The organism is Dactylosporangium sucinum, from assembly GCF_014647515.1.
GTDB lineage: Bacteria > Actinomycetota > Actinomycetes > Mycobacteriales > Micromonosporaceae > Dactylosporangium > Dactylosporangium sucinum.
On record NZ_BMPI01000033.1, the window covers coordinates 88,912 to 115,331 of the forward strand.

The 26,420-nt window shown below is 66.0% G+C and carries 22 protein-coding genes and 1 pseudogene; 18 read left to right on the forward strand and 5 right to left on the reverse strand.

All coding sequences use genetic code 11. From position 1 onward, the window contains the following. Nucleotides 1–179: 179 nt before the first annotated feature. Nucleotides 180–2,306: an AIPR family protein gene (locus IEZ31_RS30240; RefSeq protein WP_190253416.1), complete on the forward strand. Its 2,127-nt coding sequence runs from the start codon at nucleotides 180–182 to the stop codon at nucleotides 2,304–2,306. 43 nt (nucleotides 2,307–2,349) lie between these two features. Here the strand turns inward: IEZ31_RS30240 and IEZ31_RS30245 are convergent, their stop codons facing one another. Next, nucleotides 2,350–2,877, reverse strand: a complete 528-nt coding sequence (locus tag IEZ31_RS30245) for a hypothetical protein (RefSeq protein ID WP_190253417.1) — start codon at nucleotides 2,875–2,877, stop codon at nucleotides 2,350–2,352. A gap of 265 nt (nucleotides 2,878–3,142) precedes the next feature. On the opposite strand from IEZ31_RS30245, the gene IEZ31_RS30250 reads away from it, so the two are divergent. From IEZ31_RS30250 to IEZ31_RS30290, 9 genes are all read left to right on the forward strand, one after another. Continuing rightward, complete coding sequence (locus tag IEZ31_RS30250; protein WP_229835987.1) at nucleotides 3,143–5,137, forward strand: type I restriction-modification system subunit M; 1,995 nt, start codon at nucleotides 3,143–3,145, stop codon at nucleotides 5,135–5,137. After that, complete coding sequence (locus IEZ31_RS30255) at nucleotides 5,134–6,486, forward strand: restriction endonuclease subunit S domain-containing protein (protein WP_190253418.1); 1,353 nt, start codon at nucleotides 5,134–5,136, stop codon at nucleotides 6,484–6,486. The genes IEZ31_RS30250 and IEZ31_RS30255 overlap by 4 nt, the downstream gene beginning before the upstream one ends. Before the next feature lie 403 nt (nucleotides 6,487–6,889). Continuing rightward, on the forward strand, nucleotides 6,890–7,540 hold the full coding sequence (locus IEZ31_RS30260; RefSeq protein WP_190253419.1) for a hypothetical protein: 651 nt from the start codon (nucleotides 6,890–6,892) through the stop codon (nucleotides 7,538–7,540). A 797-nt stretch (nucleotides 7,541–8,337) separates the two neighbouring features. After that, nucleotides 8,338–8,685 carry a hypothetical protein gene (locus tag IEZ31_RS30265; RefSeq protein WP_190253444.1) on the forward strand — a complete coding sequence of 116 codons (348 nt, stop codon included), beginning with the start codon at nucleotides 8,338–8,340 and terminating at the stop codon, nucleotides 8,683–8,685. Between the two features lie 66 nt (nucleotides 8,686–8,751). After that, a complete protein-coding gene (locus tag IEZ31_RS30270; protein WP_229835988.1) occupies nucleotides 8,752–9,141 on the forward strand; it encodes a nucleotidyl transferase AbiEii/AbiGii toxin family protein in 390 nt (129 codons plus the stop codon). Between the two features lie 547 nt (nucleotides 9,142–9,688). Next, entirely contained in the window at nucleotides 9,689–10,204 is a 516-nt protein-coding gene (locus tag IEZ31_RS30275; RefSeq protein WP_190253420.1) for a hypothetical protein, read from the forward strand. Between the two features lie 57 nt (nucleotides 10,205–10,261). Then, nucleotides 10,262–11,332, forward strand: a complete 1,071-nt coding sequence (locus IEZ31_RS30280) for a peptidoglycan-binding domain-containing protein (protein ID WP_190253421.1) — start codon at nucleotides 10,262–10,264, stop codon at nucleotides 11,330–11,332. After that, entirely contained in the window at nucleotides 11,323–11,919 is a 597-nt protein-coding gene (locus IEZ31_RS30285) for an ABC transporter ATP-binding protein (protein WP_190253422.1), read from the forward strand. Before IEZ31_RS30280 ends, IEZ31_RS30285 begins: the two co-directional genes overlap by 10 nt. Further along, nucleotides 11,916–12,989: a hypothetical protein gene (locus IEZ31_RS30290; RefSeq protein ID WP_190253423.1), complete on the forward strand. Its 1,074-nt coding sequence runs from the start codon at nucleotides 11,916–11,918 to the stop codon at nucleotides 12,987–12,989. The genes IEZ31_RS30285 and IEZ31_RS30290 overlap by 4 nt, the downstream gene beginning before the upstream one ends. A 71-nt stretch (nucleotides 12,990–13,060) precedes the next feature. Here IEZ31_RS30290 and IEZ31_RS30295 read toward each other — a convergent pair whose 3' ends face one another. Next, nucleotides 13,061–13,387, reverse strand: coding sequence for a hypothetical protein (locus IEZ31_RS30295; RefSeq protein ID WP_190253424.1), 327 nt, complete (start codon nucleotides 13,385–13,387; stop codon nucleotides 13,061–13,063). A gap of 218 nt (nucleotides 13,388–13,605) precedes the next feature. On the opposite strand from IEZ31_RS30295, the pseudogene IEZ31_RS30300 reads away from it, so the two are divergent. The 3 genes and pseudogenes from IEZ31_RS30300 to pyrE all read left to right on the forward strand — a co-directional run. Continuing rightward, nucleotides 13,606–13,894: pseudogene (locus IEZ31_RS30300) on the forward strand (transposase family protein); the annotation flags it as partial. A 411-nt stretch (nucleotides 13,895–14,305) separates the two neighbouring features. Beyond that, nucleotides 14,306–14,728: a cupin domain-containing protein gene (locus IEZ31_RS30305; protein ID WP_190253425.1), complete on the forward strand. Its 423-nt coding sequence runs from the start codon at nucleotides 14,306–14,308 to the stop codon at nucleotides 14,726–14,728. Nucleotides 14,729–14,749: 21 nt separating this feature from the next. Further along, a complete protein-coding gene (gene pyrE, locus IEZ31_RS30310) occupies nucleotides 14,750–15,259 on the forward strand; it encodes an orotate phosphoribosyltransferase (RefSeq protein WP_190253426.1) in 510 nt (169 codons plus the stop codon). Between the two features lie 53 nt (nucleotides 15,260–15,312). Here the strand turns inward: pyrE and IEZ31_RS30315 are convergent, their stop codons facing one another. After that, nucleotides 15,313–17,496: a S8 family serine peptidase gene (locus tag IEZ31_RS30315; protein WP_190253427.1), complete on the reverse strand. Its 2,184-nt coding sequence runs from the start codon at nucleotides 17,494–17,496 to the stop codon at nucleotides 15,313–15,315. A 123-nt stretch (nucleotides 17,497–17,619) separates the two neighbouring features. Here IEZ31_RS30315 and IEZ31_RS30320 point away from each other — a divergent pair, with 123 nt between their 5' ends. Continuing rightward, on the forward strand, nucleotides 17,620–18,339 hold the full coding sequence (locus IEZ31_RS30320; RefSeq protein WP_190253428.1) for a serine hydrolase: 720 nt from the start codon (nucleotides 17,620–17,622) through the stop codon (nucleotides 18,337–18,339). A 57-nt stretch (nucleotides 18,340–18,396) separates the two neighbouring features. On the opposite strand, the gene IEZ31_RS30325 is transcribed toward IEZ31_RS30320, so the two are convergent. Further along, on the reverse strand, nucleotides 18,397–20,607 hold the full coding sequence (locus tag IEZ31_RS30325) for a S8 family serine peptidase (RefSeq protein WP_229835989.1): 2,211 nt from the start codon (nucleotides 20,605–20,607) through the stop codon (nucleotides 18,397–18,399). Nucleotides 20,608–20,976: 369 nt separating this feature from the next. Between IEZ31_RS30325 and IEZ31_RS30330 the strand changes: the two genes are divergently transcribed. The 3 genes from IEZ31_RS30330 (at nucleotide 20,977) to IEZ31_RS30345 (ending at nucleotide 24,876) form a co-directional block, all read left to right on the forward strand. Beyond that, nucleotides 20,977–22,746 carry a proline--tRNA ligase gene (locus IEZ31_RS30330; RefSeq protein WP_190253430.1) on the forward strand — a complete coding sequence of 590 codons (1,770 nt, stop codon included), beginning with the start codon at nucleotides 20,977–20,979 and terminating at the stop codon, nucleotides 22,744–22,746. A 147-nt stretch (nucleotides 22,747–22,893) separates the two neighbouring features. Further along, a complete protein-coding gene (locus IEZ31_RS30335; protein WP_229835994.1) occupies nucleotides 22,894–23,454 on the forward strand; it encodes a septal ring lytic transglycosylase RlpA family protein in 561 nt (186 codons plus the stop codon). A 570-nt stretch (nucleotides 23,455–24,024) separates the two neighbouring features. Continuing rightward, nucleotides 24,025–24,876: an acyl-CoA dehydrogenase C-terminal domain-containing protein gene (locus tag IEZ31_RS30345; RefSeq protein ID WP_373294718.1), complete on the forward strand. Its 852-nt coding sequence runs from the start codon at nucleotides 24,025–24,027 to the stop codon at nucleotides 24,874–24,876. A gap of 641 nt (nucleotides 24,877–25,517) precedes the next feature. Here IEZ31_RS30345 and IEZ31_RS30350 read toward each other — a convergent pair. Beyond that, nucleotides 25,518–25,997, reverse strand: a complete 480-nt coding sequence (locus IEZ31_RS30350) for a SixA phosphatase family protein (protein ID WP_190253432.1) — start codon at nucleotides 25,995–25,997, stop codon at nucleotides 25,518–25,520. Nucleotides 25,998–26,086: 89 nt separating this feature from the next. Between IEZ31_RS30350 and IEZ31_RS30355 the strand changes: the two genes are divergently transcribed. After that, the gene (locus IEZ31_RS30355) at nucleotides 26,087–26,347 is read left to right on the forward strand and encodes a DUF6458 family protein (protein WP_190253433.1); all 261 of its coding nucleotides are present in this window, start codon (nucleotides 26,087–26,089) and stop codon (nucleotides 26,345–26,347) included. Nucleotides 26,348–26,420: the final 73 nt, after the last annotated feature.

Here is a 26,420-nt window from a genome sequence, read left to right on the forward strand (position 1 = left end):
GCGGCCACGTCGAGCGCCGAAACGCCCGCCGCGGAGCATTTGAGGGCGCTCTATGGAAACTCCTGTGCGTCTTCAAGGCGCCGCTGACGCGGCGCACCGCAGGTCTGCCTCAACCAGGTCCCGAATCTCGGTAGGATCGCGGCACGAGCGCATTGACGAGGTCGCGACCCGGGAGACCGATGAGCCCTGTAGCCAGTTCAACCCCTATGCATGTCCGCCATGTGCGCGACGCACTAAAAACCGAGTTTGAGGGAGTGATTGACACCAGCGACCTCTCGGCAGGTGACGCCGACCCGACGGGCCCTAAGTTTCTGTCGCGTGCTCTAGCGGCCAAGGCGGTGCGCAGACTGACAGGGTGTACTAGTCAGGATGCTGCCGATTGTGTCATCGACGGCCGCGACGACTATGGGATTGACGCTGTGGCGATATCAGACGGCGCTCCCGAGTTGTGGCTGGTGCAAGCGAAGTGGAGCGGCCAGGGGCGGGCCGGGTTCGACACGGAAGCTGCCAACAAACTGGTACGCGGCTTCAAACAGATGGATGATCAAGAGTTCGGCCGTTTTAATCCGCGGTTTCAACGCATGGCATATCGGGTGCAGAGTGTCCTGAGCGACCCTAGATGCAGAGTGATCCTCGTGGTGGCGGTCATGGGCGAAGGGGTCATTTCATCGGAAGTTCAAGAAATTCTAGACGATGCTAGCCGCGATTTCAACGTCTTTGGCAGGACCGTCGAGACTCAAATTCTGAACGGTAATGATTTCCTACAGGCAATTCGCGATGACATTGCGCCGCCTGAAATTAAAATCGACGCAACCATGTCGTACGGTTGGCACTGGCGTGACACCCCGTTCGAGGCCTACTACGGACTGGTATCTGCAGAGGAGCTCGCCGGCTGGTACGAAGTAAATAAGGACCGGCTCTATGCTCAGAACGTACGGAAATCGCTAGGGTTGACGAAGGTCAACCAGAAGCTTGTAGATACGCTGCTGCGAGAGCCGCACAAGTTTTGGTATTTCAACAACGGTATTACGGTACTTTGCCGGACCGTAACACGTCACTTTTTTGGCAGGCGGGATAAGGGCGAGCCAGTCCGCCTCGAACTCACTGGTGCGAGTGTTGTTAACGGCGCCCAAACCGTTACTTCCGTGCATCGGGCGTTCCAAGAGAATCCGGTCGCGGCAGCTGATGCCTATGTCAGTGTGCGAATCATCGTCATTGAAGACGGCGACTCGGGCTTTGCGACCGAGATCACCAAGGCAACGAATACGCAGAACCATATGGAGCGCCGCGACTTCATCGCGATAGATGCCACACAAAGTCAGATCCGCGAAGATTTCCAGCTGTCCCTAAACAAAGAGTACGTTTACAAACGTGGGGAACTCGACCCGCCGCCTGACGCTGGATGCTCGGTGGTATACGCTGCGACAGCACTCGCCTGCGCGCACCCGAACCCCAGATTTGCGATTCAGGCCAAACGGGACGTAGACCTTCTGTGGGACCAGAGTCCCGACGGTGCGTACATCAGGCTCTTCGGCCAACGACCGACGGCGCATCAGATCTGGCGATCGGTATTGCTGTTGCGCGCGGTCACTACGGCACTGCACGGTCTGCGGAGCGAGCTCGGGGGCCGAGCTGCGACGATCGCCGAGCACGGTGATCTCTTGATCGCCCACTTGGTCATGCAGTCCATTGATCAGGAGGGTATTGACGATCCAGACAGTCAGTGGGAAACATCGCTCGTAGATGTGCCGGCGCTAGTGCGGCAGGCACTTCGCTTGTTGATCGAACAGATCAACAAGCAGTTCGGATCCGCGTCCTACGTCTCAAGTACTTTTGCAAACGAGCAGCGGAGCATTCTGCTTGCCGAAGTGGTGCTCAATGCTATGGCAGCGGGTGCAGGTGGCACCGATCTCGCGGACTTTGCTGCGACAGCGTCGAGCCGGCCGACCCGCCGGCCCAGCACAGTCTCGCTCATTGTCGACTCCGGCAAGGTGCCAGAAGGCACATTGCTGATTTTCCGTACTGCGAGCGAAGCCGAACGGGAGGCGGTCGGTGCGTGGCTTGCCGAAGATGCTCGACGCTCGCAGGCGACTTGGACCAACAACAAGCAAAAGCCGCTACTGTGGCAGTACGACAGCCAACGCTATTCACCGTCGGGTCTGACGACACATATTTGGAAGCTCGCCAGATGGAAGGACGCGTGGGTCTCAGTGCAAGGCCCACGGCAATGGTCGCTACCCGGCGGTGACTCGCTGGTGCAGCTGGCGGAGCAGATCTGGCAAGAGGTTGACCCCGACGAGATCTAGCAAGGCGTAAATGTTGGTCCGGAGACAAAGTTTGGGCGCAAGTTCAAGAGACTTCACTAATGGGAGGCTTGTCCGCAGTTACGTCAACAATGCACGGATACGTTGATAGCGTCTCGTCGCGCATTTTGAGCATGGGAGCAATCGTTCGGTGAAGCGTTGCTGCGTCGTCATCGGACAACGGGACAAGCGTCCGGTGGAGGTATGCGCCCCAACCATCGGGCTTTCGGAACAAAGCAAGTCGGTGGACAAGCGGTTTCAATTCCATACCGCCCGGATACGGCACAATGCCATCAATTTGGAGGTTGCAGCCACTTAGTAGCCGAGTGCCGCGTACCTCGACCGGTTCGGCGAGGCGGTCGACTGGGCTGGTTACCGTCGCAGTGCCGAATATTCGGCCACGGTCTCGGCGGGTGTTGTGCCAGGCTCCGCGGGTCGCGTAGAGGAAAAGTGCATCACCAACGGCCAGGCGGGCGATTTGGGTGCTTGGGGAGGGAAAGGCCATACGTTGCTCGTACAGGACCCAGGCGATCCCTTCACGGTCGCCCAGCACAAGCAGATAGTTACGGCTCACTCATACGAGGGTAACCACATGTTGCATCGTCCGACGGCCAGGCCGCCGATACATCGAGGCGTTGTCCGCTGGTTGCTGGTTACCTGCGCGCGGCCTATTCGGGCGGATCGTGGCCCTGCCCACTCCGGTCACGCGACAGGACCCCACATCGGCCTCGTGCTGCACGTACGCCCGCGGGCGGCTGTACCGGACAGGGTATTGGACCCCTCCCGGCCGTCGCTGTAGGGTCTGTTGATCCACGCTCTTCGGGAGGACTACGGATCGCATGACCGCCCCCATCGCCCCACCGGTGACGATCCGGACAGGTACTGTCCCTGAAGGGAAGGTCTCTGACTTCCTAACCGGCAGGCATCTGAGAGATACGCCAGAGGAGTACGTCCGGCAGAATCTCGAGAAAGCTTTGGTGCGGCAATATAAGTACGATCCCCGAGACTGTGAGCCGGAATTCCCGATCAAAGTTGGCTCATCGCGTAAACGGGTCGACGTCGTGGTGTTTAAGCCGGGTGCTGCACACACCCAAGAGAACGCCTACGTCCTTGTGGAGACGAAGCGGGCGGGAGTAAGCCCCGCCAGCCGGACCGAAGGAATCGGTCAACTACGTAGCTATCTTGCAGCATGCCTAAATGCGACATATGGCTTGTGGACGAACGGCGATGAGCAGTATTGCTTCGCGAAACGTGCATCGGGCGATGGCCAGTTCGTCTTTGAAGAGATCATCGACATTCCGGCGTTTGGTCAGACAGAGGAAGATGCGCAGCGTCCGCAGCGTAAAGATCTCAAGCCTGCGACGGCTGACAATCTACTCTTCGCATTCCGCCGTTGTCACAACTACATCGCTGGAACGGAGGGCAAGCAGAAGCCCGAGGCGTTCTGGGAGCTTCTGAAAATTATCTTCTGCAAGATTGAGGATGAGCGTTCCAGGCGCCTTGACTTCTATGTGACCGCGACGGAGCGGGCGAACGCGACAAGCGCCGTCTCTGCAAAAACGCGAATCCAGCAGGTGTTCACCGAAAAGGTACTTGCCAAGTATGGCGCGATCTTTCCTGCTTCTGACGCAACCATTGACCTGAAGCCGACGGTAATTGCTTTTGTAGTGAGCCAACTGCAAGGCTATTCGCTCCTTGCGTCACCGGTAGATGTTAAGGGTGTTGCATACGAGGAGATCGTCGGTAGCAATCTTCGTGGCGACCGGGGAGAGTTTTTCACCCCGAGAAACGCGTGCCGCATGGCCGTCACCATGCTCAACCCGCAGCCCGGCGAGAAGCTTATCGATCCGTCATGCGGAACCGGCGGTTTCCTGATCACGGCGATGAACCACGCGCTAGCGCATATCGAGCAACAAGAGCGGGCGCAATGGGCGACTCCGAGCCGGGGTTCCGATGAGGAGCGGCTAGAACTCTACCGAGCGCGGAACGAGTATCTCTCGCAGATGGTCCATGGCTTGGACCTCAATCCGGGCCTGGTGCGTGCAGCCAAGATGAACATGGTCATGAACAACGACGGCTCGGGCGGCCTTTGGCAGGTGAACAGCCTTGCCAACCCGCGGACGTGGACAGAGGAGGCGCGCCGTCGTGTCGTGCTGGGTTCATTCGATGCAGTAGTTGCCAATCCGCCATTCGGTGCGAACATTGTCATCGACGACGACGAAGTTCTTGAGCAGTATGACCTTGCGGCCATATGGGACCGACGACCTGATGGGCGTTGGGAAATGCGCGTTGATAAGAACGGTCACCGGGTCCTTCAGAAAAACCAGCCCCCGGAAATCTTGTTCATTGAGCGCTGTGTTCAGTTGCTGCAGCCAGGAAGCGGCCGATTTGCGCTCGTCATCCCCAACGGGATCCTTAACAATCCTGCGCTTGGTTATGTCCGGAGTTGGTTGATGGCCAACGTGCAAATTCTCGCCGTGGTTGACATGGCTCGAGAACTCTTCCAGCCAAAGAACGACACGCAGACGTCGATGGTACTTGCTCGACGACTGTCGGACGAAGAACGAGTTGCGGCTGCAGCTGGAACGCTTGAGTATCCGATCTTCATGGCGGTGACGGAGCGGATCGGCCAGGACAAGCGCGGTAACGTGCTCTATCGGCGTACGGAAACTGGCGAGGATGTTCTGGTCACCCGCGAAGAAACGCTCGCCGAAATTGATCCTGCCACCGGCGAGGAAGTGCTCCGGACCGTAACGGTTCAGGAACGTCAGATTGATGACGAGTTGCCGGATGCGGCGACCGCCTATCGGCGCTGGCTTGGTGAGCAAAAGTGAACACGGCGACGATTCGATCTCGGTCCGTCGGTGCGCACGATCGGCTGGATGCCCACTTCTTCACCTCGCCGGGTGTCGCGGCGCTTGAGCAGGTAACGGTCCTTCAGGCTGCGGGTGTCGTCATGGCTCGCGTTGGAGACATCGCACGGGTCTGGGCGCCTCCGCGGTTCGCGCGGGCGTATGCCGCGCCGGCGGAGGAGGGAATTGAATACCTCCGGCCGTATGACGTCTTCGAATACCTTCCTGTCGCCACGGAGCGGTTGTCGCTGCTGCGGAATGAAGATTTGGAACGGTTGCAGCCGACGCCAGGCACTTTGTTGCAGACCTGTTCCGGACGGAATCTGGGTCCATGTACCTACACGGATGACTACCTTGCGCAATTCACGCTCAGTCATGACATGATTCGAATCGAGGTCGACGACGTCGACCTGCGGATGTATCTGCTTGCGTTCCTCAAGACGCCGACAGGACAGGCACTGCTGCGGCGCGGTAAGAGCGGCTCGGTAATTGACCACCTCACCGTTGCTGATGTCGCTGGGGTAATGGTCCCCTTGGTGGCACCGCATAGTCGGTTGCGGGTTACGGAACTGATGGCAAGCGGCGTGCAGGCAGTCGCGGATGGCCGTGAGAGGCTCAGCAAACTGCTCGCTATGCAGGAAGAGCGCCTTCCAGTCCCAACACGGACACGGCCGCCGAGAGAGGGCTGGACCGTTCGCCGGGGCGATGTGTTGGGTCGCATGGACGCGGCCTTCTATGATCCTTGCGTTGCTGCGGCTCGTGAGCAGCTTCGCGCCTCCTCTGGTATTCGGTGTGGGGATCTTGCAGTAGCCCATCTACCGTTGAGATATAAGCGGTACTACGTGGGTCAAGAGCATGGCCGGCCCGTCCTGTCGGGGCGGCAGCTGCTTCAGTTTGAACCTGTCAACCTTCGGTGGGTATCGGACAGGTCGTTCCGCGACCCCGCCGATTATGAAATCTCAGAGGGTATGACGGTATTTGGTGCAGTCGGTCGGTCGGAGGGACGGCAAGGAACCGTTGCGCTTGTCACTGCTGACCGTCATGGCTGGCTGGCAAGCAATGACGTGATGCGGCTCCGACCGCGTCCAGGGGTCCGACCAGGCGCTCTCTGGCTTGCGCTCGCTGCTCGTCAATCGCGGATGCAAATCAATGCATTGTCATTTGGGTCTGTGATCGACCACATGAACCCTTGGGACGTTGAGAGCATCCTCGTTCCCCAGATTGAGGAGTCTGCGGCTGAAGAGGCCGAGGCAGCATGGCGTGCGTTCTCGGACGGCGCTGTGCGAATTGCGGAAGCTGTTCGTGTCCTTGAGTCTGTGCTCAAGAGCTAAAGATCTGTCGACGCTTGGTACAGCAGCCGAGTACAGCAATGCCAGCAACCGGAAACACGCGATCGTCAGACCGCGACGGCTATGTGACCAACCATGGGAACGTACGGTTCCGGACCGCCGCCAGTCGGAAGATGCAGGGCGCAAATCGCCGTGACCAATGGGGTGACCCTGGTCTACCCTGCGCCGTATGCCTCACTTCACGCCCGGGTACCCAACAGACCTTCGGACTGATGCGCAACGTTCGCGTCTGTCGAGGTCACTGACAGGAGACTTTGAACTTACCGCTGCCCGGGTGATCGCTCGCCTGACTGGCGCACATGTAGTCCTCCAGGACGACAACAGTAGACCCGGTATGGCTGACATTAGGATCGAACGCCACGACGTACCCAACGGATATGTCGAGGTGGTCAACGACCTCGATCCGCGTTATGCGGCAGTGGCGAACGGTGTTCGCGATATGCAGGTCATCGACGATGGGTCGTTGACGCGGACATGGTTCGTGACCGTTGGGCCAGCGGCGGAACTCAGGAGCTTGCGACGCGACCTGGTGCCGATCCTTGAAGGCCTAGAGCACGCCGGTGAATTCGTGGTGGAAGCGTCGTTCGATCAAGACTTGGCAGTTCATGGCAACGCAGCTGTCCGGGCGTTGGAAGCCAAAGGGGTTGTGCGCCTGACGTCGCGCGCGGCGTGGCCAGGTGAGGGCGGCAAGATTCAGGTCAATGCGGTCGGAACGGGCGGACCGGTTGAACTCGACTGGACAGCCTTCCAACTGTGGCTCACCGATCTGCTGAAGTCGGAACGGCTGAAGGACGTCCGCACCAAGCTCGCCGCGACAGGTTCACCCGAACGGCATGCCTTCATCGGGCTCAACTTCACGACGCCGTGGCTGGCCTACCATGCCCTTAGCGATGTCTATCGAGATCTTCCACCGCTCGATCCCGAGCTTCCTGACGAGATCACGCATCTGTGGTTGTGCACCCAGGTTCATCGATGCATCGCGTGGTTTCCGGACCGGGGCTGGTTCGAGCCAATGCTCCACTGGGCCACGGCATAAACCGACAGGTCGCGATGCATATGAGCGGCACAACCAGACCTCACCCAGCGCACGATCAGCGTCTAGTGTTCGGAGCGTCGCAGATCAAGCACCTTGCATTGGCAGTCTAGCCATCCACGCCGACATGCTCCCGCACTCGCACTGCCGAATTGGCCTTTCAGGATCAAGGCGGCCCGCTGCGCGGGCCGCGCCGCTCGCGCTCGGCCTGCTGGCGGCGCAAGCGCCGGCATCGGCCGGCGCGGCGACGTGGGCAGGAAGTCAGCGATGATGTCCCAGCCTTCGACAAGCGGCACAGTCGGGGCCGTGACGATCGCGTGGGTGGTCGAGGGCCGTCGTGCGCAGGGCGATCGGCTGCCGCGCCGCTGCGCGGCTTGCCCTCGATGACGTCGGCCAGGCCGTCGGACAGCACGCCGGCGCAGACGAGCGCGGCCGGCGCGACGGCAGGCCCGTGTCCTTGCCGTGCCCCTCAGATGCCCGGAGCCACGGTAAACAGCGGTGCCTCATGGTCCGGGCCGGGGAGCGGGTCGAGCGGCTGACCAGGGCGCGGCGCTGGTGAGCGGTTCGGTGGAGCGAGTTCCGCGCGAGTTCCCAAGCTGACAGTGAGGGTTCGATTCCCTTCACCCGCTCGGACCTAGGGGCCCTCTGTTCGCGGAACGCGCGAACCGGGGGTCCTCGCCATTTTCCCTGGGGCTCGAGCCCCAGACCCCACGGTCGGTGATTGCTCGCCGTCGGGTTGGTTGCGGCCGTGGGGTGGTTACTTGGGCTGGACGGTCGGGGCGTTGGGGGGCTCTGTGGACATGGACGATGCGCGGGCTCCGCTGGGGTCGCGCTATGTCGATCAGCGGCCGTACGTCGTCGTTGAGGACCTGGCCGAATTGCACGGGCCGACCAGCGGTGAGGCTCGGCTCGACCGGCGCTTGAACTGGTCTGGGCGGGCCGTGTACGACCTCGATAACCCGCGACGGCTGGCCAGCATGTATGAGACGGTGCTCCGCGAGGCCACTCGCGTCGAACAGCTTCAGACGTGGCTGGACGGACCCGCCCTCGTGCGGCTGTGGTCGTCGCTCGTGCTGCCGCCGCAGGTCAGGCAGCTGTGGGAACGCCGGTTCCCACAGCTCGCGAATGAGAGCCGACCCGCCGCGTAGTGATGCGCGACCAGGCTCCGACGCATCGCCGTTTGGCGCAGATTGGGTTGCAAGCCGGCGGCCCCTATGGGTTCGCCCTGGCCGGCGGCCATGCCGTTGCCGCACGGCATCTTGCAGCGCCCGAGCGAGGATGTCGACCTTTTCGCCGACTGGCAACGGCGTGCCGACTTCCCGGCCGCCGTCGACGAGGTGATTGCGGCCTACGGGGCAGCCGGGTATGACGTGGAGATTGACCACCGCACTGAAACGTTTGCCCGGCTGTACCTCACCGACCCGACCACTCCCAGCGAACAGCACCGTGTTGAGTTGGTCGCAAACTGGCGCCTACAACCGCCGGTCCAGTTCTCCGAGTACGGCGTCAGTCCCGACGAGGTCGCGGCGCTACGAGTACGGGTCGACGAGTGGCGCAACCAACTGGCGGCCGGTGGAGACGCCGGGCCATTCCCGGGCCACTAAGCCGGGCAACGGCTGGCCACTCCAGGCCCGGTCAGGCCTGCTCCATGCTGCGGGCACCCGGGATCTCAGTTCGGACCTGTCCAGTTCCCAAGCTGGCAATGAGGGTTCCCTTCACCCGCTCGGACCTAGGGGCCCGGTTCGCGGAACGCGCGAACCGGGGGTCCTCGCCATTTTCCCTGGGGATCGAGCCCCAGACCCCACGGTGGGTGGTCACCCTCGACGGGGTGGGTTGCGGCCCGCCGGGCCGGATCGTGAGCCCATCCGGCCCATATCGTCAGCTTGTCCGGCTCGCATCGAAGGGTCGCCGCCGCGGTCACGTGCCGGAAAATCCGTTGGCGGGATGGACCTCCGGCCGGTCCGGATGATCGTGGCGGTGCCGCGTCAGGTCGATCGATCGTGGTACCATCCATCGCCGTGTGTAAATCTTTGACACGATGCGACATCCGCATGGGGGCGGCGGTGGCAGCTCAGCAGAGGGCACTACTGCGACCGAGGGAGAGGCATGGGGTTCCGTTCTACGAGTAGGCTTGGTGGTGCCCTGCTCACGGTGCTGCTCCTCACGGCCGGATGCGGAGACGACGCTCCGGAGGCGAAGGACAACCCTTATGCGGCGGAGTTCCGCATTGCCCGTGAGCGGGCCACGTCCGACTTCGAAAAGAAAGTCCTCGCCGACTCCGACATCACGAAGGCCGAGTTCGACGAGGCCGTGCAGCGATATGTCCGCTGTGCCAAGGATCGGGGCGTCGACATTACGCCGATCCCGGTCGGCGGCTACTACAACTACGAGACGGTGAAGACGGACAACGCGGAGGCGGTCATCGCCGAGTGCCGCGCCGGCACGATCGCGGTGCTGGAGCCGCTCTACGTGGACCGCTTGATGAATCCGCAGAAGCGCGACATCTTCGAGCTCCAGGTCGAGTGTCTGAAGAAGTCCGGCGTCGTCCCGGCGGACTACACCGTGCAGCAGCTCAAGGCCGACAAGGAGAACCAGTTTGCCGGCGCGCCGTTCTCGCCGGACGACGCGAAGTTCTCCGCCTGCATGGCCAACCCGAATCTTGGCTGAGTCCGGTGGGAGCCTCGACACACGGCCGGCACGGCACAACATGATCGGGGAGGCAGGGTGACCGGCCGGTGGTCGCGACGGCGGCGCAGCATCGACGTCCCGCCCTCGTGGAGTGCGTTCGTTGTGCTCGCCGTCTGCCTCGCGGCAGTGGTGGGCGCGGCCGTGTTCGTGGTGGTGCGTCAACCGGACACGCCCGACAGTCTCACTGGAGGCGGGGCGAGATCCGAGGTTCTGTCCACTCCCACCAAGGTGGACGATCAGCGCCAGGTCGAGCTGGTGCCCGAGATGCGCGACGGCGCGGCCGCCCGGGTGCTGCGGTCCGGCACGCTCACCAGTCTTGACTGCAAGCCCGGCGACACGGTGCGCAACGGCTCCTTCCCCGTCGCGGTCGACGGGGTGCGGCTGCTGGCGCTGTCCACCGATGTGCCGCTCTGGCGTGACCTGGACACGGGCACCACCGGCGCCGACGTCACCGCGGTCCAGCAGACCCTCAAGTCCCTGGGCACGAATGTCAAAGTGACGGGGCGGTTCGACGAGCAGACCCGGCGCGGCTTGCGCACGCTGTACGGAAAAGCCGGCCGCACCTGGGAGGGCTCCACGCTGCGCCGCGACGCGGTCGTCTGGCTGCCGCCCAATCCGGCCGCGGTCGCCTCCTGCGAAGCCGAACTGGGGCAGCAACTCTCCGCCGGTGACCCCATCCTCAAGCTGCGGTCAACTGTGCTGGCGTTCGCGTTCAAGGCGGTTCCGAAAGACCTGGTGGCCGGCCCCCGCATTCTGGCGATCGGGGACGTCCGCGTCCCGATCATCGGCTACCAGCCGATCTCGGGCCCGCGCGAGGTGGCCGCCCTCGGCGCGACGGAAGCGTTCCGCGCCTGGCTCGACGCGGAGGGCAAGATTCCGCTGCCGGCGAGCCTCGTGCTGGCCGAACCGATCCTCGCCCTGCCGGTGCCGGCCGCCGCGGTGGCCGTCTCGGCAACCGGCGCCGCATGCCTGCAACGGACGCAGGGCGGCCCCCTTGCCATCACCGTCGTCGGGTCCTCGATGGGGCGCAGCCTGGTCACGTGGGACGGCATCTCCGCCGAGCCGGTCACCGTGCTGATCCCCGAGGCCGATTTCATATGCGGCTAGAGGTGGACGGGGTCGGGCACACGTTCGGCGAGACCCCGCTGTTCCGCGACGTGACGTTCGGGCTCGACCGCGGCGGCATGCTGGCCCTGCTCGGACCTTCCGGCTCGGGCAAGAGCACGATGCTGAGCATCCTCGCCGGCTTCATCACGCCGACGTGGGGCCGGGTGGTCCGCCACGACGTCCACCGGGTCGGTTGGGTGTTCCAGAACCCGCACGGCGTCCCCCGGCGGACCGCGCTCGACCACGTGACACTGCCGCTGCTGACGCGGGGCATGGCCCGGTCGGCGGCCGAGCCTGTCGCCAACGGCATCCTGGACTCGTTCAACCTCGGCCATCTGTCGCAGAGCCTCTTCCGGTCGCTGTCCGGCGGCGAGGCGCAGCGGCTGATGCTCGCCCGGGCGCTGGCTTCCGCCCCGGATCTTCTGCTGGTCGACGAGCCCACCGCGCAACTCGATCCCTCCAGCGCCGCCGCGGTCATCCAGGTGCTGGACGAACTGCAGGACCGGGGAGTCATGGTGATCGTGGCGACGCACGACGACCGCGTCAGCGAGGCCTGCGCTCGGAGCCTGCGAATGGGGCAGCCGTGAGGGCGCGGTCGGTCCTGTCAGAGGCCGCCCGCAACCTGCTGTCGGGCACCACCCGGGCGGCCGCGCTGGTCTTCGCGTTCCTGCTGCTCTGCGGCATGATCGGGACCATCGAGGGCATGTCGCTCAACGCCATTCTGCGCGACGGGGAGGAATTTCAGGCCGCGGGCGGCGCGACGTACGTCCTCTCCGCCCAGGCTGGCGTCGACGGCGTGCAGTGCGAGAACCTGGCGCGTTCGGCGGGCGTGGTGGGCGCGGGCGCGCTGCGTGACGTCGCGGCCGGCCGGCTGAGCGCCCTGCCCATCTCCGGGGTGGGCCTCAAGGAGGCGACCCCGGGACTGCTACGGGCCATCGCGCCCGCGACGGGCCTGCGACAGCCCGACCGGGACGGCGTGCTGATGCCCGAGGAGCTGGCCGCCTCCCTGGGCGCCCTGCCTGGTGGGACGCTCGCCACCTCCGTCGGCCCGCTCGTCGTGGCTGGCACCTTCCGCTACCCGGACGACGGCCGCGATCCGGTGCTGGCCAACTCGATGCTGGGCGTCATCCCGGCCGGCGGCGTGTTCGATGAGTGCTGGATGAGTGTCTGGCCCTACGATCCCGCCACCGTCCAGCTGCTGCGCACCGCACTGGTCGCGTCGTTCCCGCCGAACGGGGACGTCGCCATCCGTCAACTCAACACCAGGCACGGCGAACGGTTCGACGGCGCTCGCAGGTTCGCCGAGCGCCCGACCCGATACGCGCCGTTCCTCGCGCTGCTGCTGACGACGTTGCTGGGTTTCGTCGGCGTCTGGTCGCGGCGGCTGGCCCTGGCCTCGGACCGTCATGTCGGCGCCCGCCGGGGTGACCAGCTGGCGCAGCTGGTGGTCGAGTCGGCGGCCTGGTGTGCCGCGGCCGTCGTCGTTTTCCTGGTGATGATGCGGCTGGTGCTGCTGCCCGGCGGCGACTCGCCGTTCGTCTTCCACGACGTCATGCGGATCGGGCTCATCGGTGCGGGCGGCGTGCTGCTCGGCACGGTGCTGGCCTGGGCGTCGATCCGCGAGAAGCAGCTGTTTGCCTACTTCAAGCACCGCTGACGGCGGTCGGGTGCACGCATACGAAAGGGCGTGGCCTCCGTGAACGAAGGCCACGCCCGTCGAATCGACTACTACCAGGTCCAGAGCCAGGCCGAGATGTTGCCGTTCGTCGCCTGCCAGCGGCGGGCGTTGCCGGCGTTGGTGCCATAGGTGGCCGAAATGTAGGAGTACGAGCCCATCGACCCCGTGTAGATCTTCGGGACGCCGCTTTCAAGTCGATCGATCCGGGCCTGCGCGTAGAAGTTCGACGGGCAGCCGGACGGGTATGCCTCGGTCCAAGTGGAGCTCTTGAATGCCGCGACGTAGCACTCGGCCGACGCCGGCTCGGCGAGCACGAACGTGGCGGCGGCCGCGCCGACGACTGAGGCCGCGAGTGTCGAAAGCAGTCTGTTCCCCATCTACAAACTCCCTCAATTCATTGTACGTGCAGAAAAGCGCCACAACGCCCGGGTGATGGCCGATCACAAGTATAGACATACATCTCTTTGCTGGCTAGCCCAGAGTAACGCTTGTCCGGCGCTGAGTAATTTTCACCGTGACGGCGCAGGTCACGGGTGGGGATGGGGGCCCGGTATCGAGAACGAAAGGGCGCCCGGCAAGACCGCAGTCGACCAAGATCGGATGCCCCAACCGGGAGCCTCGCCATGCTGCTTTTGCCCGTGCCGCGATTCCGCTGTCCACCCGGACCCTGAACCACCTCGCCGGCCTCATTCGCCGACACCCGCGACCAGCGCCGATCCCGTTGGCGGCGCCTGCACCCCTGCTGCCAAGCCCTGCTCGCCCTCGCCCAGCTGCGCAACGGCGACCCTACGCCCGCCTGGCCCGCAGGTTCGAGGTCGGCGTGGCCACGGCTTTGGCGTTACGTGTGCGAAGCCGTCGACCTCCAGTCCGCAGCCGTCGACGAGGACGTTGCCTGAACTTGTGTTGACGAACGCAAATCTAAAGCGTGACTCCTTAAGGCTTTTGTGCAACCAGAAGCTCGGCGGTTGGAACGACACGTGGCCGAGCCCAGGGGTGGTTGGGGCTCACAAAGAATCGACGAAGGAGGCCTTCGAGGCGGACCGGGCAGTTCGCGAGGTTCGTGAACGCCGTGGCTGGAGCCAGGGCGAAATTGCCGACGCGGTCTTGATGACGCAGTTGGAGTCGTGCGCTTCAAGGTTGAATGGCAGGCCGCCGCGGGCAGCACGGTGTATGCCGGGCGGGGTTTGATCGGCGGCGGACCAGGGCAGCGGGCCAAGGCTTCACGTGGTGTCGCGGCCGTGCCGGAGCGGGACGGCGGCTCCTGATGGGGTGAGGTCAGAGTCGGGAGGTTCACGATGGTGCGTCCCCACCAGCCAGACCAGGCCGTCTTCAGGTCGGTCCTGCCGGAGGACATCGACTGGAAGCCGTTCCCAGCGTTCCCGCCGGCCGCTCGCCTCGCCGTCGTGGTCGGGCGGCCTGCCGAGCCCGGGCCCTACGTGATCAGGGTCAGGGTGCCCGCCGGGGTCAAGTTGATGCCGCACCGCCACCCGGAGGATCGCGTCTACACGGTCATGTCCGGTGTGTTCTACGTCGGCCTGGGCGAGCGGTTCGACGGCGAGAAGCTGGAGGCGTATCCGCCCGGGGCCGTCGTCGTGCTGCCGGGCGGCACCCCGCACTTTCACTGGGCAAGATCCGGCGAGTACGTCACCCAGGTGACGGCGATGGGGCCGCTCGGCCTTGAGTACGTGGACCCAGAGGATGACCCGCGAAGCGATTGAGAGCCTGGGAAGCTGGGCGGCATGAGTCCTCTTGCGCGTCGCGTCTACGACGCCTGTCACCTGACCGGGAGTTTCCGGTTGCGGTCCGGGCAGGTCAGCACGGAGTACTTCGACAAGTATCTGTTCGAAGGGCAGCCGGCGCTGCTGCGGGACGTGGCCGAGGCCATGGTCGGGCTGCTGCCGGAGTGTGACGTGCTGGCCGGGATGGAGATGGGCGGGATTCCCGTCGCCACCGTGATGTCGCAGCTGACCGGGCTGCCCACCGTGTTCGTTCGCAAGCAGGCCAAGGAGTACGGCACCCAGAAGGCGGCCGAAGGTGGGCCCGTCGAGGGGCGGCGGGTCGTCGTCATCGAGGACGTCGTGACCACCGGTGGGGCGCTGCTGGCATCGTGCCGGCTGCTGCGGGACGCCGGGGCCCGGGTCGAGACCGTCGTCTGCGCGATCGATCGGGAGCAAGGAGGGCGGGCCAACCTTGAGGCCGAGGGGCTGCAACTGCGGGCCGCCCTCACCCGGACCGAGCTCGAAGCATAACGGCGAGCGCCCGGCCCGCCGACGAACAGCGGGGCCGGGCGCTCCGGAAACTGTCAGGCGGAGATGTCGTTCCAGCCGGACCAGCCGTTGACGTAGTAGCGGTAGTTCGCGTGGCCGCCGGTCGTGCGGGCGTAGACCTCGGTCGTGCCCCACCGCGGGTTGAAGATCACCGACGGGTTGTCGGTGAAGCCGCTGCCCAGGTCGGTCCATGACGACCAGTCGTTGGCGTAGTAGCGGTACTGGATCGCGCCGGTCGCGGTCCGGACGTAGGCCTCGGTGCTGCCGAAGCGCGGGTTGTACAGCAGGGCCGGGTCGCTGGCCAGGGTGCCGCCGAGGTCCTTCCAGCTCGACCAGCCGTTGGCGTAGTAGATGTACGACAGCTTGCCGGCCGCGGTGCGCACGTAGACCTCGGTGGTGCCGAAGCGCGGGTTGAACAGGACCGCCGGGGTGGCGCCGTCGGCGATCGAACCGCCCTTGTCGATCCAGTCGGACCAGCCGTTCGAGTAGTACTTGTACATCAGCCGGCCGTCGGAGTTGCGCACGTATGCCTCGGTGGTGCCGAACCGCGGGTTGTAGAGCAGCGCCGGGTCACCGGCGAGCGAGCCGCCCAGGTCGACCCAGTTCGGCGACCAATGCTCGTTGGCAAAGTACCGGAACGCGAGCCGGTTCTCCGTGGTGCGGACGTAGATCTCGACGGTGCCGAACCGCGGGTTGTAGATAATTTTGGGAGATCCGGCGACGGTGATGCCTCCCAGGTCGTGCCAGGTGGACCAGCCGTAGCCGATGTCACGGTTGTAGCCGACGCCGTTGTTCTGCAGGCGGACCACCATGTTGATGTAGCCGTTGCCCGGCACCTGCACGAGCGCGGGATCGCCCTGGACCGGCATGGGCAGGTGGGACCAGTCCGTCCACCCCTGCTCGTATCTGGCGAGGCCGAGCTCGCCGTTGTTCAGCCGCGAGAAGACCTCGGTGGTTCCGGACCGCTGGTTGTAGAGCGTCGTGGGCGTCGCGGCGATCGTCGGCGGATCGGACTGGCGCACCTGGAGCAGCTTGTTCGGCGAGCCGGGGCCGAGGTTGCGCAGCTGCTTGGTCGAGCTGCTCTGGACGATGGCGTTGTGGACCTGCCCGGCGGTGTACGCCGGGTGCGCCTGCAGGATCAGCGCCGCCGCGCCGGCCACGTGCGGCGCGGCCATCGACGTGCCGTTGTAGGAGATCCAGGTCCCCTGGAAGTCGACGGAACGGATGTCCACACCGGGTGCGTAGAGGTCGACGCAGCCGCCGTAGTTGCTGAACCAGGCGCCGTTGTCGGTGGCGTCGCTCGCCCCGACGACCAGCGCCTCGGTGATCGCGCCCGGCGAGCGCAGGCAGGCGTCCTGGTAGGCGTTGCCGGCCGAGACGACCCAGAGCAGGCCCGACGCGATGGAGGCCTTGACCGCCGCCTCGAACGCCCAGTCGCGGCCGTCGGTGCCGACGCTGAAGTTCACCACCGCCGGCTTCTTCGCGTGGGTGGTCACCCACTCGGCGGCGGCGAGCGCCTCGGCGTCCTCGCCGTGGCCGTTGCAGTCGAGCATGCGGACCGACACGAGCTTGGCCTCCTTGGCCACGCCGTAGGTCCGGCTGCCGACCGTCCCGGCCACGTGGGTGCCGTGCCCGCGGCAGTCGCTGGAGTCCCCGGGGCCGTGCCCGTCCTGGCGGAAGTTCGGGCCGTAGGAGGCGCGCCCCTCGAACTCCGGGTGGTCGATCGCGATGCCGGAGTCGACGACGTAGACGGTCACGTCGCTCGCCGTGTTCGGGTACTTGTACCGCTGGTCGAGCGACAGCGTGGGCCAGTCGAGACGGTCGAGGCCCCACGGCGCGAAGTCCTGGGTGCCCTCGTCGTGGAACCGGAGGTTGCGCTGCACGTAGTCGACCGCGGGGTCGCCGGCGAGGCGGCGGGCCTGCTCGTCGCTCAGGTGCTCGACCGCGAAGCCGCGGATCGTCGCGCTGTACTCGTGCGTGACCGTGCCGCCGAACCGGGCCGTCAGCCCCTTCGCCCGCGCGCTCACCGCGGCCCGCGCTGCCGTGGCGTCGCCCGCCCCGGCCGCCGCGGCGTCCTTCAGCACGACGATGAAGCTGTTCGCCTCCGCGTTCGCGACCTCGCCACGGATCGCGCCCTCGGCCCACGCGGGCAGGCCGGCGCCGAGCACGGCGGTGGTCGCGGCGAGCGTGGCCAGGCCGAGCGTCACCGCTCTGATCATTTGGATTTTCCTCCCCGTACGGGACCATCGGCGGCGCATGCCAGCGGCGAGGACCCAACTGCGAGAAGGCTATTGATTACCGGCCCGCCGCGGCAATCGACCGAGTGGACCATGATCGGGGTTGTGGACGAGATTCTGTGGTCGATCAGCGTGCGCAACGCCGACGGGTCGGTGCGGTACGAGCGGGATCCGCACCGCGTGCTGTCGACGGCCAGCGTCGGGAAGCTGTTCCTGCTGCTGGAGGTGGCCCGGCAGATCGACGACGGGCGACTCGACCCGCGCGAGCGGCTGCGGCGCACCGAAGCGGACCGCGTCGCCGACTCGGGGCTGTGGCAGCACCTGGCCGTCGACGAGCTGTGTGTCGAGGACCTGGCGGTGCTCGTCGCGGCGGTCAGCGACAACCTTGCCACCAACGTCCTGCTGCGGAAGGTGGGGCTTGCGGCGGTACAACCGCTGCAACATTCGGCGCTCCACGACCGCGTGCGCGACGAACGGCTTCCGGAGCACGAGCCCCGGCTGTCATCCGGGAGCGCCGACGACCTGTCGCGGTTCATGCTCGGTCTGCGGCATCAGGTGTACCCCGGGAGCCGCCGCCTGCTGGCCTGGATGCGCAACAACACGGATCTGTCGATGGTGGCGGCGGCGTTCGGCCTGGATCCGCTCGCCCACACCGGGCTGGCCAACAAGACGGGCACCGATGTCGGGGTGCGCGCCGACGTCGGCGTCACAGATGACGTCGCCTACGCGGTGATCGCCAACTTCCCGGCCGATCGCACGCACGAGGTCCTCGACCACATGCGGGCGATCGGCGCGGCCATCCGCCGGGAGCTGCCGTTCGCGTAACGACCGCCGCCCCGGCTCCTCGCGAAGAGGCGCCGGGGCGGCAGGGGTTGTCTTGCGTTACGCGGAGATGTCGTTCCAGCCGGACCAACCGTTTGCGTAGTACTTGTAGTTGGCGTGGCCGTCCGCCTGGTTGCGGGCGTACACCTCGGTCGTGCCGTAGGTCGGGTTGAAGATCACCGCCGGGTTCCCGGAGAACGAGCCCTGGAGGTTGGTCCAACCGTTCCAGCTGTTGATGTAGTACAGGTACTGGATCTGGTTGTTGGACTTCCGGACGTAGACCTCGGTGGTCTTGGCGTTCGGGTTGTACAGCAGCGCCGGGTCGCCGGCCAGGTCGGTGCCGGCGATCGGCGTCGCCCACTTGGACCAGCCGGTCGCGTAGAAGATGAAGGACAGCGAGTTGTCCGCCGCGCGGACGTACACCTCAGTGGTGCCGAACCGCGGGTTGAACAGGACGACCGGGTTGGCGCCAGCGGCGACGCTGCCGTTCAGCGGGTTCCACTTCGACCACTCGTTCGAGTAGTACTTGTAGTCCACGCCGCCGTCGGTGTTGCGGACGTACGCCTCGGTGGTGCCGAAGCGCGGGTTGTAGACCAGACCCGGGTCGCTGGTCAGCGCGCCACCGAGGTCGACCCAGTTGTCCGAAACCTTGCCGTTGGCGAAGTACCGGAAGGCGAGCTTGTTCGCATCGGTGCGGACGTAGATCTCGGTGGTCTTGAACCGCGGGTTGTAGATCACCTGCGGGTTGCCGGCCACCTTCTGCTGGCCCAGGCCGCCCCAGTTCTGCCAGCCGTTGAGGTACTTGCGGTACCCGACCGTGTTGTCAGAGTTGCGGACGTAGACCTCGGTCGAGCCGTTGTCGGGGTTGTAGAACACCGACGGGTCGCCCTGGATGTTGCCGCCCAGGTCGATCCAGCCCGACCAGCCGAGCGCGTAGTAGGCGTAGATCAGGTGGTTGGTCGTCGACCGCGCGTAGACCTCCGTGGTGCCCCAGCGGGGGTTGTACAGCGTCGACGTCTTGCCGGCGACCTGGATCGGGTCACCCTGGCGGACCTGGAGCAGCTTGTTCGGCGTGCCGGCCGGAGCGTTCTTCACGACGTTGATCGCGCTGCTCTGCACGACCGCGTTGTGCACCTGGCCCGGCGTGTAGTTCGGGTGCGCGCTGAGGATCAGCGCGGCCGCGCCGGTGACGTGCGGGGTCGCCATCGAGGTGCCGCTGATCTGGGCGTAGCCGCCGTTGTACCAGGTCGACGTCACGTCGACGCCCGGACCGTACAGGTCGAGGCAGCCGCCGTAGTTGCTGAAGTAGGCGGTGCGGTCGGAACTGTCGGTCGCACCCACGACGAGCGCCTGGGTGACGCTGCCGGGGGTGTAGTTGCAGGCGTTGAGCGGGCGGCCGTAGTCGTCGCCGTTACCGGCGGCGACGGCCCAGGTGACACCAGAGTTGATCGAGTTCTTGATGGCGGCGTCGACGCTCTTGTTGATCCCGCCGAAGCCGATGCTGTAGTTCGCCACCGCGTGCTTGCCGGCGGCGTTGGAGGTCACCCAGTTGATGCCGTTGATCGACTCGCTTGCGTAGCCGAAGCCGTCGCAGTCGAGCACGCGGACGGCGACCAGGCTGACGCCCTTGGCCACGCCGTACGTGGTGCTGCCGACGGTGCCGGCGACGTGCGTGCCGTGACCGTTGCAGTCGTACGAGTTGGTGTGCCCGTCTTCCGCGTAGTTCGGGCCGAGCGTCGCCCGGCCGCCGAAGTTGCTGTGGTCGACGTAGATGCCCGTGTCGACGATGTACGCCGTCACGTTGCTGGCGCTGTTCGGGTAGGTGTAGCTGCCGTTGAGCGGAAGGTTGAGCTGGTCGATGCGGTCAAGGCCCCAGGTGGCCCCGGTCTGCGTGTCGGCCTTCTTCGCCCGGGAGTTGTACTCGACGTAGGCGACCGACGGGTCGCCCGCGATCTTCTTGGCTCCATCGGCGCTCAGGTCGTTGATCGCGAAGCCCCGCAGCGCGGTGCTCCACTCCGCGGTCACCTTGCCGCCGAACTTGGCGGACAGCGACTTTGCCGAGGCGCTGACGGCGGCGGAGGCCTTGGCCTGGTCGGCCGACGCGGCGGACGCGTTGTCCTTGAGCACCACGATGTAGCTGTTGGCCTTCGCGTCCCGGGCGACGCCCTGGATCGAGCCTTCAGCGGGCGCCGCCCACGCGGGCAGGCCCGCGCCGAGAGCGGTTCCGGTGGCGGCGACCGTGGCCAGACCCAGGATCGCTGCACGACGCACGTGGCGCGCTATCAGCGGTCCATGCTCAGCCCTTTCCGAGCCAGTCATTTGGTGGTTTTCCTCCCCATGAGGGACCATCCCGCGGCATAACCCCGTGTTTGTGTGCGGCGGGCAATGATCCAAGTGGCATGCAGGGTATTGGTAGAAGGCCGCCCGGGCAAACCCTTCTTCCGAAACCAGTCACATTCGCTAGGGTGTTGGTCGCGCATTAACTGGACATTTACCGCGGTAAACGACCAGTAGTTATGTGGCTACTCGAAGTCACGGCGCGGCGTTAACCCAGGCGCGGCGAAATGCCCGAACCGGGTATCGTCACAGCGAGTGTCAGACGACGTCGGACCGGTTCGGACCCGGGGAAGGTAGACGCAGATGGTCCTGAAGATGTCCTCGCTGTTCCTGCGGACGCTGCGTGAAGATCCCGCGGACGCCGAGGTGACCAGCCACCGGCTGCTGGTGCGTGCGGGCTACGTCCGCCGCGTCGCCCCGGGCATCTTCACGTTCCTGCCGCTGGGCCTGCGCGTGCTGCGCAACGTGGAGCGGGTGATCCGCGAGGAGATGGACGCGATCGGCGGCCAGGAGCTCTCGTTCCCGGCCCTCCTGCCGCGCGAGCCCTACGAGGCGACCGGCCGCTGGACCGAGTATGGCGACAACATCTTCCGCCTGAAGGACCGCCGCCAGGGTGACTATCTGCTCGGGCCCACGCACGAGGAGATGTTCACGCTTCAGGTCAAGGACTTCTACTCGTCCTACAAGGACCTTCCACTCACGCTCTACCAAATTCAGACGAAGTACCGCGACGAGGCGCGTCCGCGCGCCGGCATCCTGCGCGGCCGCGAGTTCGTCATGAAGGACTCGTATTCGTTCGACGTCGACGACGACGGACTGCGCGACGCCTATGCCCGGCACCGCGTCGCCTACAAGAAGATCTTCGACCGGATGGGCATCGACTACGTCATCTGCTCCGCGATGAGCGGCGCGATGGGCGGCAGCGCGTCCGAGGAGTTCCTCGCGACCTGCGACATCGGCGAGGACACGTTCGTGCGCTGCGTCAACGGTGACTACGCGGCCAACGTCGAGGCGGTCACCACGCCCGCGCCCGCCGCGCTGCCGATCGCGGGCCAGCCCGCGGCCAAGGTCGCCGACACGCCGGACACCCCGACCATCGAGACGCTGGTCGACCTGTTCAACGCGCGCGAGGACCTGCGCCGCGACGACCGGGCCTGGACCGCGGCCGACACGCTGAAGAACGTGATGCTCATGCTCACGCTGCCCGACGGCAAGCGCGAGCCGCTCGCCGTCGGCGTGCCCGGCGACCGCGAGGTCGACCTGCGCCGGGTGGAGGCCGTGGTGGCGCCGGCCGAGGTGCAGCCGATGACCGAGGCGGAGTTCGCCCAGCACCCGGCGCTTGTCCGCGGGTATATCGGGCCCGGCGTCCTCGGCGAGAAGGCCTCCTCCGGCATCCGTTACCTGGTCGACCCCCGCGTGGTCGAGGGCACGAGCTGGATCACCGGCGCCGACGAGCCCGGCCGGCACGTTATGCACCTCGTCGCCGGCCGCGACTTCACGCCCGACGGCACGATCGAGGCGGTGCGCATCCAGGACGGCGACGTCTGCCCGGTCGACGGCGGCCCGCTGGAGCTGGCCCGCGGCATCGAGATCGGCCACATCTTCCAGCTCGGCCGGAAGTATGCGAAGGCGCTCGACCTGACGGTGCTCGACCGCAACGGCAAGGCGCAGATCGTCACGATGGGCTCCTACGGCATCGGCGTCACCCGTGCGATCGCCGTGATCGCCGAGCAGACCGCCGACGACCGCGGCCTGTGCTGGCCCCGCGAGCTGGCCCCGGCCGACGTCCACGTGGTCGCCGCCGGCAAGACCGACGAGATCCGCACCGGCGCCGAGGAGCTCGCGGCGGGGCTCGAGGCGGCCGGCCTGACGGTCATCCTCGACGACCGCAAGGAAGTCTCGCCGGGCGTCAAGTTCAACGACTCCGAGCTGCTCGGCGTCCCGACCATCGTGGTCGTGGGCAAGCGCCTGGCCGACGGCATGGTGGAGATCCGCGACCGCAAGTCGGGCGAGAAGGAGGAGATCGCCCTCGACCAGGCGGTTTCCCGGGTCCGGGCGTCGATCGGTCACTGACCGTGTTGAGGTAGCCCGAACGGACGTGTGTTCACTCGTCCGTTCGGGCGGAACTATCCGCGCAAATCGCTCGCGCGTTTGACTCGGGCCCCGAGCCCGTGGATACCGTCGGTCACGGCCATGCCGCCGACGAAGGGTGCTGGGATTTTGTCCGGCAAGCATTCCGCCAAGGGGCGCCGACTGTTCGTCCCATTGATCGCGGGCATCGTCGCGACCATCGCGCTGGTCGGCGGAGCGGTGGCAACCGTCAATCTCCGTCCGACGCCGAAGTCGGCCGCCGCCGGAGATCTCATCGAGGTCAGTCGCAGCCCCGAGGCGCGCGCCGACCGGGACGACCGCCCGAGCCCGAGCGCGGCCGCCTCGTCGCCGCAGGTCACGCGCTCGCCGGAGGCCACGGCGTCGCCGTCGAAGAAGACCTCGGCCGGGCCCACCGGCACCTGCAAGGCGTCGTATTATGCGACTGGATCGAAAACAGCAAATGGCGAGAAGTTTGATCCCGACGGGCTGACGGCCGCCCACAAGACGCTGCCGTTCAACACGAAGGTGCGGGTCACCAACCTGGCCAACGGGAAATCCGTCGTCGTGCGGATCAACGATCGGGGACCGTTCGTGACCGGACGGTGCCTGGATCTGGCCCGAGGGGCATTTGTTCAGGTCGCATCGGTCAGTGCCGGTGTGATCAACGCTCGGTACGAGGTACTCAAGTAACCCCAGACCCGGCCGTTTGTTTGAGCGGTTCGGCGCCTGGTTGGTGGCATGCTGTTGGCCGGAACTATGAAACGTCAGCTGCTTCCCGAGGCCCGCGCCGGAGTCGGCGCGGCCTTCGTGCTGCTCTGCCTCGTGCTGGCGGCCGAGGTGGCCGACGGCACCGAGGCGAACTACATCGGGCTCGCCGCCGCGGCGCCGTTCCTGGCCGCGGCGTTCTGCTCCTGGCCCGAGGTGCTCGCCGTCGGCAGCGCCGCGTCGCTGCTGGCCTTCGTGTTCTCCTCGATCGAGCTCATGCACAGCCGCGACCGGGCGCTGGTGCTGCTGCTGAACCTCGGCGCCGTGCTGGTGGCGAGCGGCATCGCCTGTGCGGTCGGGGCGATCCGGCAGCGGCAGATCGCGCGATACGCCGAGCTGTCACGCCTGGCCTCCGTGGCCCAGGGCGCGGTGCTCCGGCCGCTGGGGCCGCAGCTGGGTCCGCTGACAATCGCCGCGCGGTATATCTCGGCGAGCGCCGCGGCCGACATCGGCGGCGACCTCTACGAGGCGGTCGAGACGCCCTACGGCGTCCGGATGATCATCGGTGACGTGCGGGGCAAGGGCCTCGACGCGGTCCGGCTGGCCAGCATCGTCCTCGGCTCGTACCGTCACGTGGCGTTCGAACGGGCCGACCTGCGCGCGATCGTGGCCGACCTCGACCGGGCGGTCGCCCGGTCGGTCGGCGACGAGGACTTCGTGACGGCGGCGCTGATCGAGGAGCGCGGCGGCACGCTGACGATCGTCAACTGCGGCCATCCGGCGCCGCTGCTGCTGCGCCGCGGGCGGCTCGGCCACGAGGCGCTGCAGACCTTCGGCGGCTCCGGCTTCCTGCAGGACTACCCGCTGGAGCAGTACGTCCGCGACTCGAAGATCGACACCCTGTACGAGGGCACGACCGCGATCCAGAGCCTCGACCTGGTCTTCCGCAAGATCGTGAAGGACCAGGGCAAGGCGCTGCTGGTCGTCGCCGGCGAGATCCAGCAGTTCCTGGAGGCCGAGGGCGGCAACGGGCAGCTCAAGCTGGAGCGGGTGGCGCTCGGCAAGGCACTGACCGAGGCGCAGCAGATCCTGGGCATCTTCACCGGCTGGCTCGGCGAGGCCCAGGGCGGCGACCCGGAGGCGGTCTACAAGGTCGGCCTGAACAGCCGCCGGTTCCTGCTCGCGCTGGGCGACATCGTGGTGGGCTGGCTGCTGCAGCGCCAGGCCGAGGTGGCCCTGAAGGCCCTGGCCGGCGAGGTCTCCGCCGCCGACAAGTCCTTCTACGAGGGCAAGGTCGCGGCCGCCAAGTTCTTCGCGCACGAGATCCTCCCGCGCGTGGGCGCCGACCGCCGCATCGTCGAGTCGACCACGCTGGACGCGATGCAGCTCTCGGAGGACGCCTTCTAGGCCGCACCGCAGACCAAATAGGGGGAGGGCAACGGCGCCCTCCCCCTATTTTCATGTCCCGGCTCGATCGAGTTGAGAAAACTGCTGGAATCGGCGTTCCGCTGTTTGGGTCAACCCTGTACCTTGTCGTTGCCTGAGAGCGGGCCGGTTTGCCTGCGCACCCCTGCGTGATTGCCGATCTCCGGCAATTTCACAATACTCCGGCCAGGTGATGGGACGGTGCCATGAGTCTTGAGCGAGTGCTGGAGCTGCCCGTCCTGCGCGTACTTCGGGACACGACGGCCACCGCCAAGGCCATTGTGTTCGTCCCGAGGTCGGCGTGCGTGTCGTCATGGAAGACGACATCGAGCCGATGATTCCGTACTACCGTGAGGGCGGAGGTCGATATCGAGTTCGCCAACTCAAGGTCACGGTGCGCTTCCCCATCGGCCATGAACCGCAGCGTGTGTACGGCTCCGTCTGGCACACGAACCGAAAGGCGCAGCAGGGAAATCATATCGGCAAGCTCGACTATGAGCGGCGTCCCGACCATGATTCTGGGGTCGTGGACTACATCGTGGTAGTCCGGAAGCCTCGCTGTTTGTCTCCGACCGAACGCAAAATGGGAACCCATTCGCGCGGGAGCCGCGGGTCTTTTCCGGCTAGCCGCGGCCGGTGTGCTGGGCGGCGAGGCGGGCGTTCTCCAGATCGCGCCACGTGCCCTCGAAGCGGTGCACCGCGATGCCCGACGTCGCCAGGCCCGTGTCCGGGAGGGCGTCCGGGGCCAGCAGGTCCGACAGGATCGACAACGTCGGGTTGTGGCCGATCACCAGGAGCGTCGCCACGTCGGCGTCGGTCTGCTGGATCAGGTCCAAGGTGTCCGGAGCCGGGCCGTGGTAGATGCGCTGCTCGTACACCACCGGGACCGAGTCGACCGCCAACTCCTGCAGCGTCTCGCGGGTGCGGACCGCGGTCGAGCAGAGGACCAGGTCCGGGGCGAGGCCCGCGCCGCGGAGCCAGCCGCCGGCCGCGGCGGCGTCCCGGTGGCCCCGCGCGCTGAGTGGGCGCTCGATGTCGGTCGCGTAGTCGTCCGGGTCGGCGGCCTTGGCGTGGCGGAGCAGGATCAGCGTGCGCTCGGTCATGGGGACAAGCGTGCCCGATTGAAGGCTGTCGCACATGGGTAACCCGTGACCGGACAGATTGCCCGAACATTCGCCCGAGGAGGCCCTCGATGGGTATCGGCGGCAGCATTCTCTTGATCGTCGTCGGCGCGATTTTCACGTTCGGGTTGGACGACACCGACCTGGGGCCGTTCAACCTCGACACGATCGGCTGGATTCTCCAGCTCGCCGGTGTGGTCGCACTTCTGCTGACTCTGTACTTCTGGAACTCGCGACGCCGGACGGTCGTCCGCGAGGTCCCGACCGCGGGCCACACCGTGATCCCGCCGACGACCGACGAGGTCATCGAGCGCCGCGAGCGGCGTTACTAGTGCAGCACCGCGTTAGTTCGTCGGGGGTTACGCGGCCTTGAGTGGGGTGCCGTCGTAGGTCCATCGGTAGGGC

Coding starts and splice junctions, on each gene's coding strand:
- IEZ31_RS30240 (WP_190253416.1), top strand. CDS start 180: ATGAGCCCTGTAGCCAGTTCAACCCCTATGCATGTCCGCCATGTGCGC.
- IEZ31_RS30250 (WP_229835987.1), top strand. CDS start 3,143: ATGACCGCCCCCATCGCCCCACCGGTGACGATCCGGACAGGTACTGTC.
- IEZ31_RS30265 (WP_190253444.1), top strand. CDS start 8,338: ATGGACGATGCGCGGGCTCCGCTGGGGTCGCGCTATGTCGATCAGCGG.
- IEZ31_RS30270 (WP_229835988.1), top strand. CDS start 8,752: ATGGGTTCGCCCTGGCCGGCGGCCATGCCGTTGCCGCACGGCATCTTG.
- IEZ31_RS30285 (WP_190253422.1), top strand. CDS start 11,323: ATGCGGCTAGAGGTGGACGGGGTCGGGCACACGTTCGGCGAGACCCCG.
- IEZ31_RS30295 (WP_190253424.1), bottom strand. CDS start 13,387: ATGGGGAACAGACTGCTTTCGACACTCGCGGCCTCAGTCGTCGGCGCG.
- IEZ31_RS30305 (WP_190253425.1), top strand. CDS start 14,306: ATGGTGCGTCCCCACCAGCCAGACCAGGCCGTCTTCAGGTCGGTCCTG.
- pyrE (WP_190253426.1), top strand. CDS start 14,750: ATGAGTCCTCTTGCGCGTCGCGTCTACGACGCCTGTCACCTGACCGGG.
- IEZ31_RS30315 (WP_190253427.1), bottom strand. CDS start 17,496: ATGATCAGAGCGGTGACGCTCGGCCTGGCCACGCTCGCCGCGACCACC.
- IEZ31_RS30330 (WP_190253430.1), top strand. CDS start 20,977: ATGGTCCTGAAGATGTCCTCGCTGTTCCTGCGGACGCTGCGTGAAGAT.
- IEZ31_RS30345 (WP_373294718.1), top strand. CDS start 24,025: ATGATCATCGGTGACGTGCGGGGCAAGGGCCTCGACGCGGTCCGGCTG.
- IEZ31_RS30350 (WP_190253432.1), bottom strand. CDS start 25,997: ATGACCGAGCGCACGCTGATCCTGCTCCGCCACGCCAAGGCCGCCGAC.
- IEZ31_RS30355 (WP_190253433.1), top strand. CDS start 26,087: ATGGGTATCGGCGGCAGCATTCTCTTGATCGTCGTCGGCGCGATTTTC.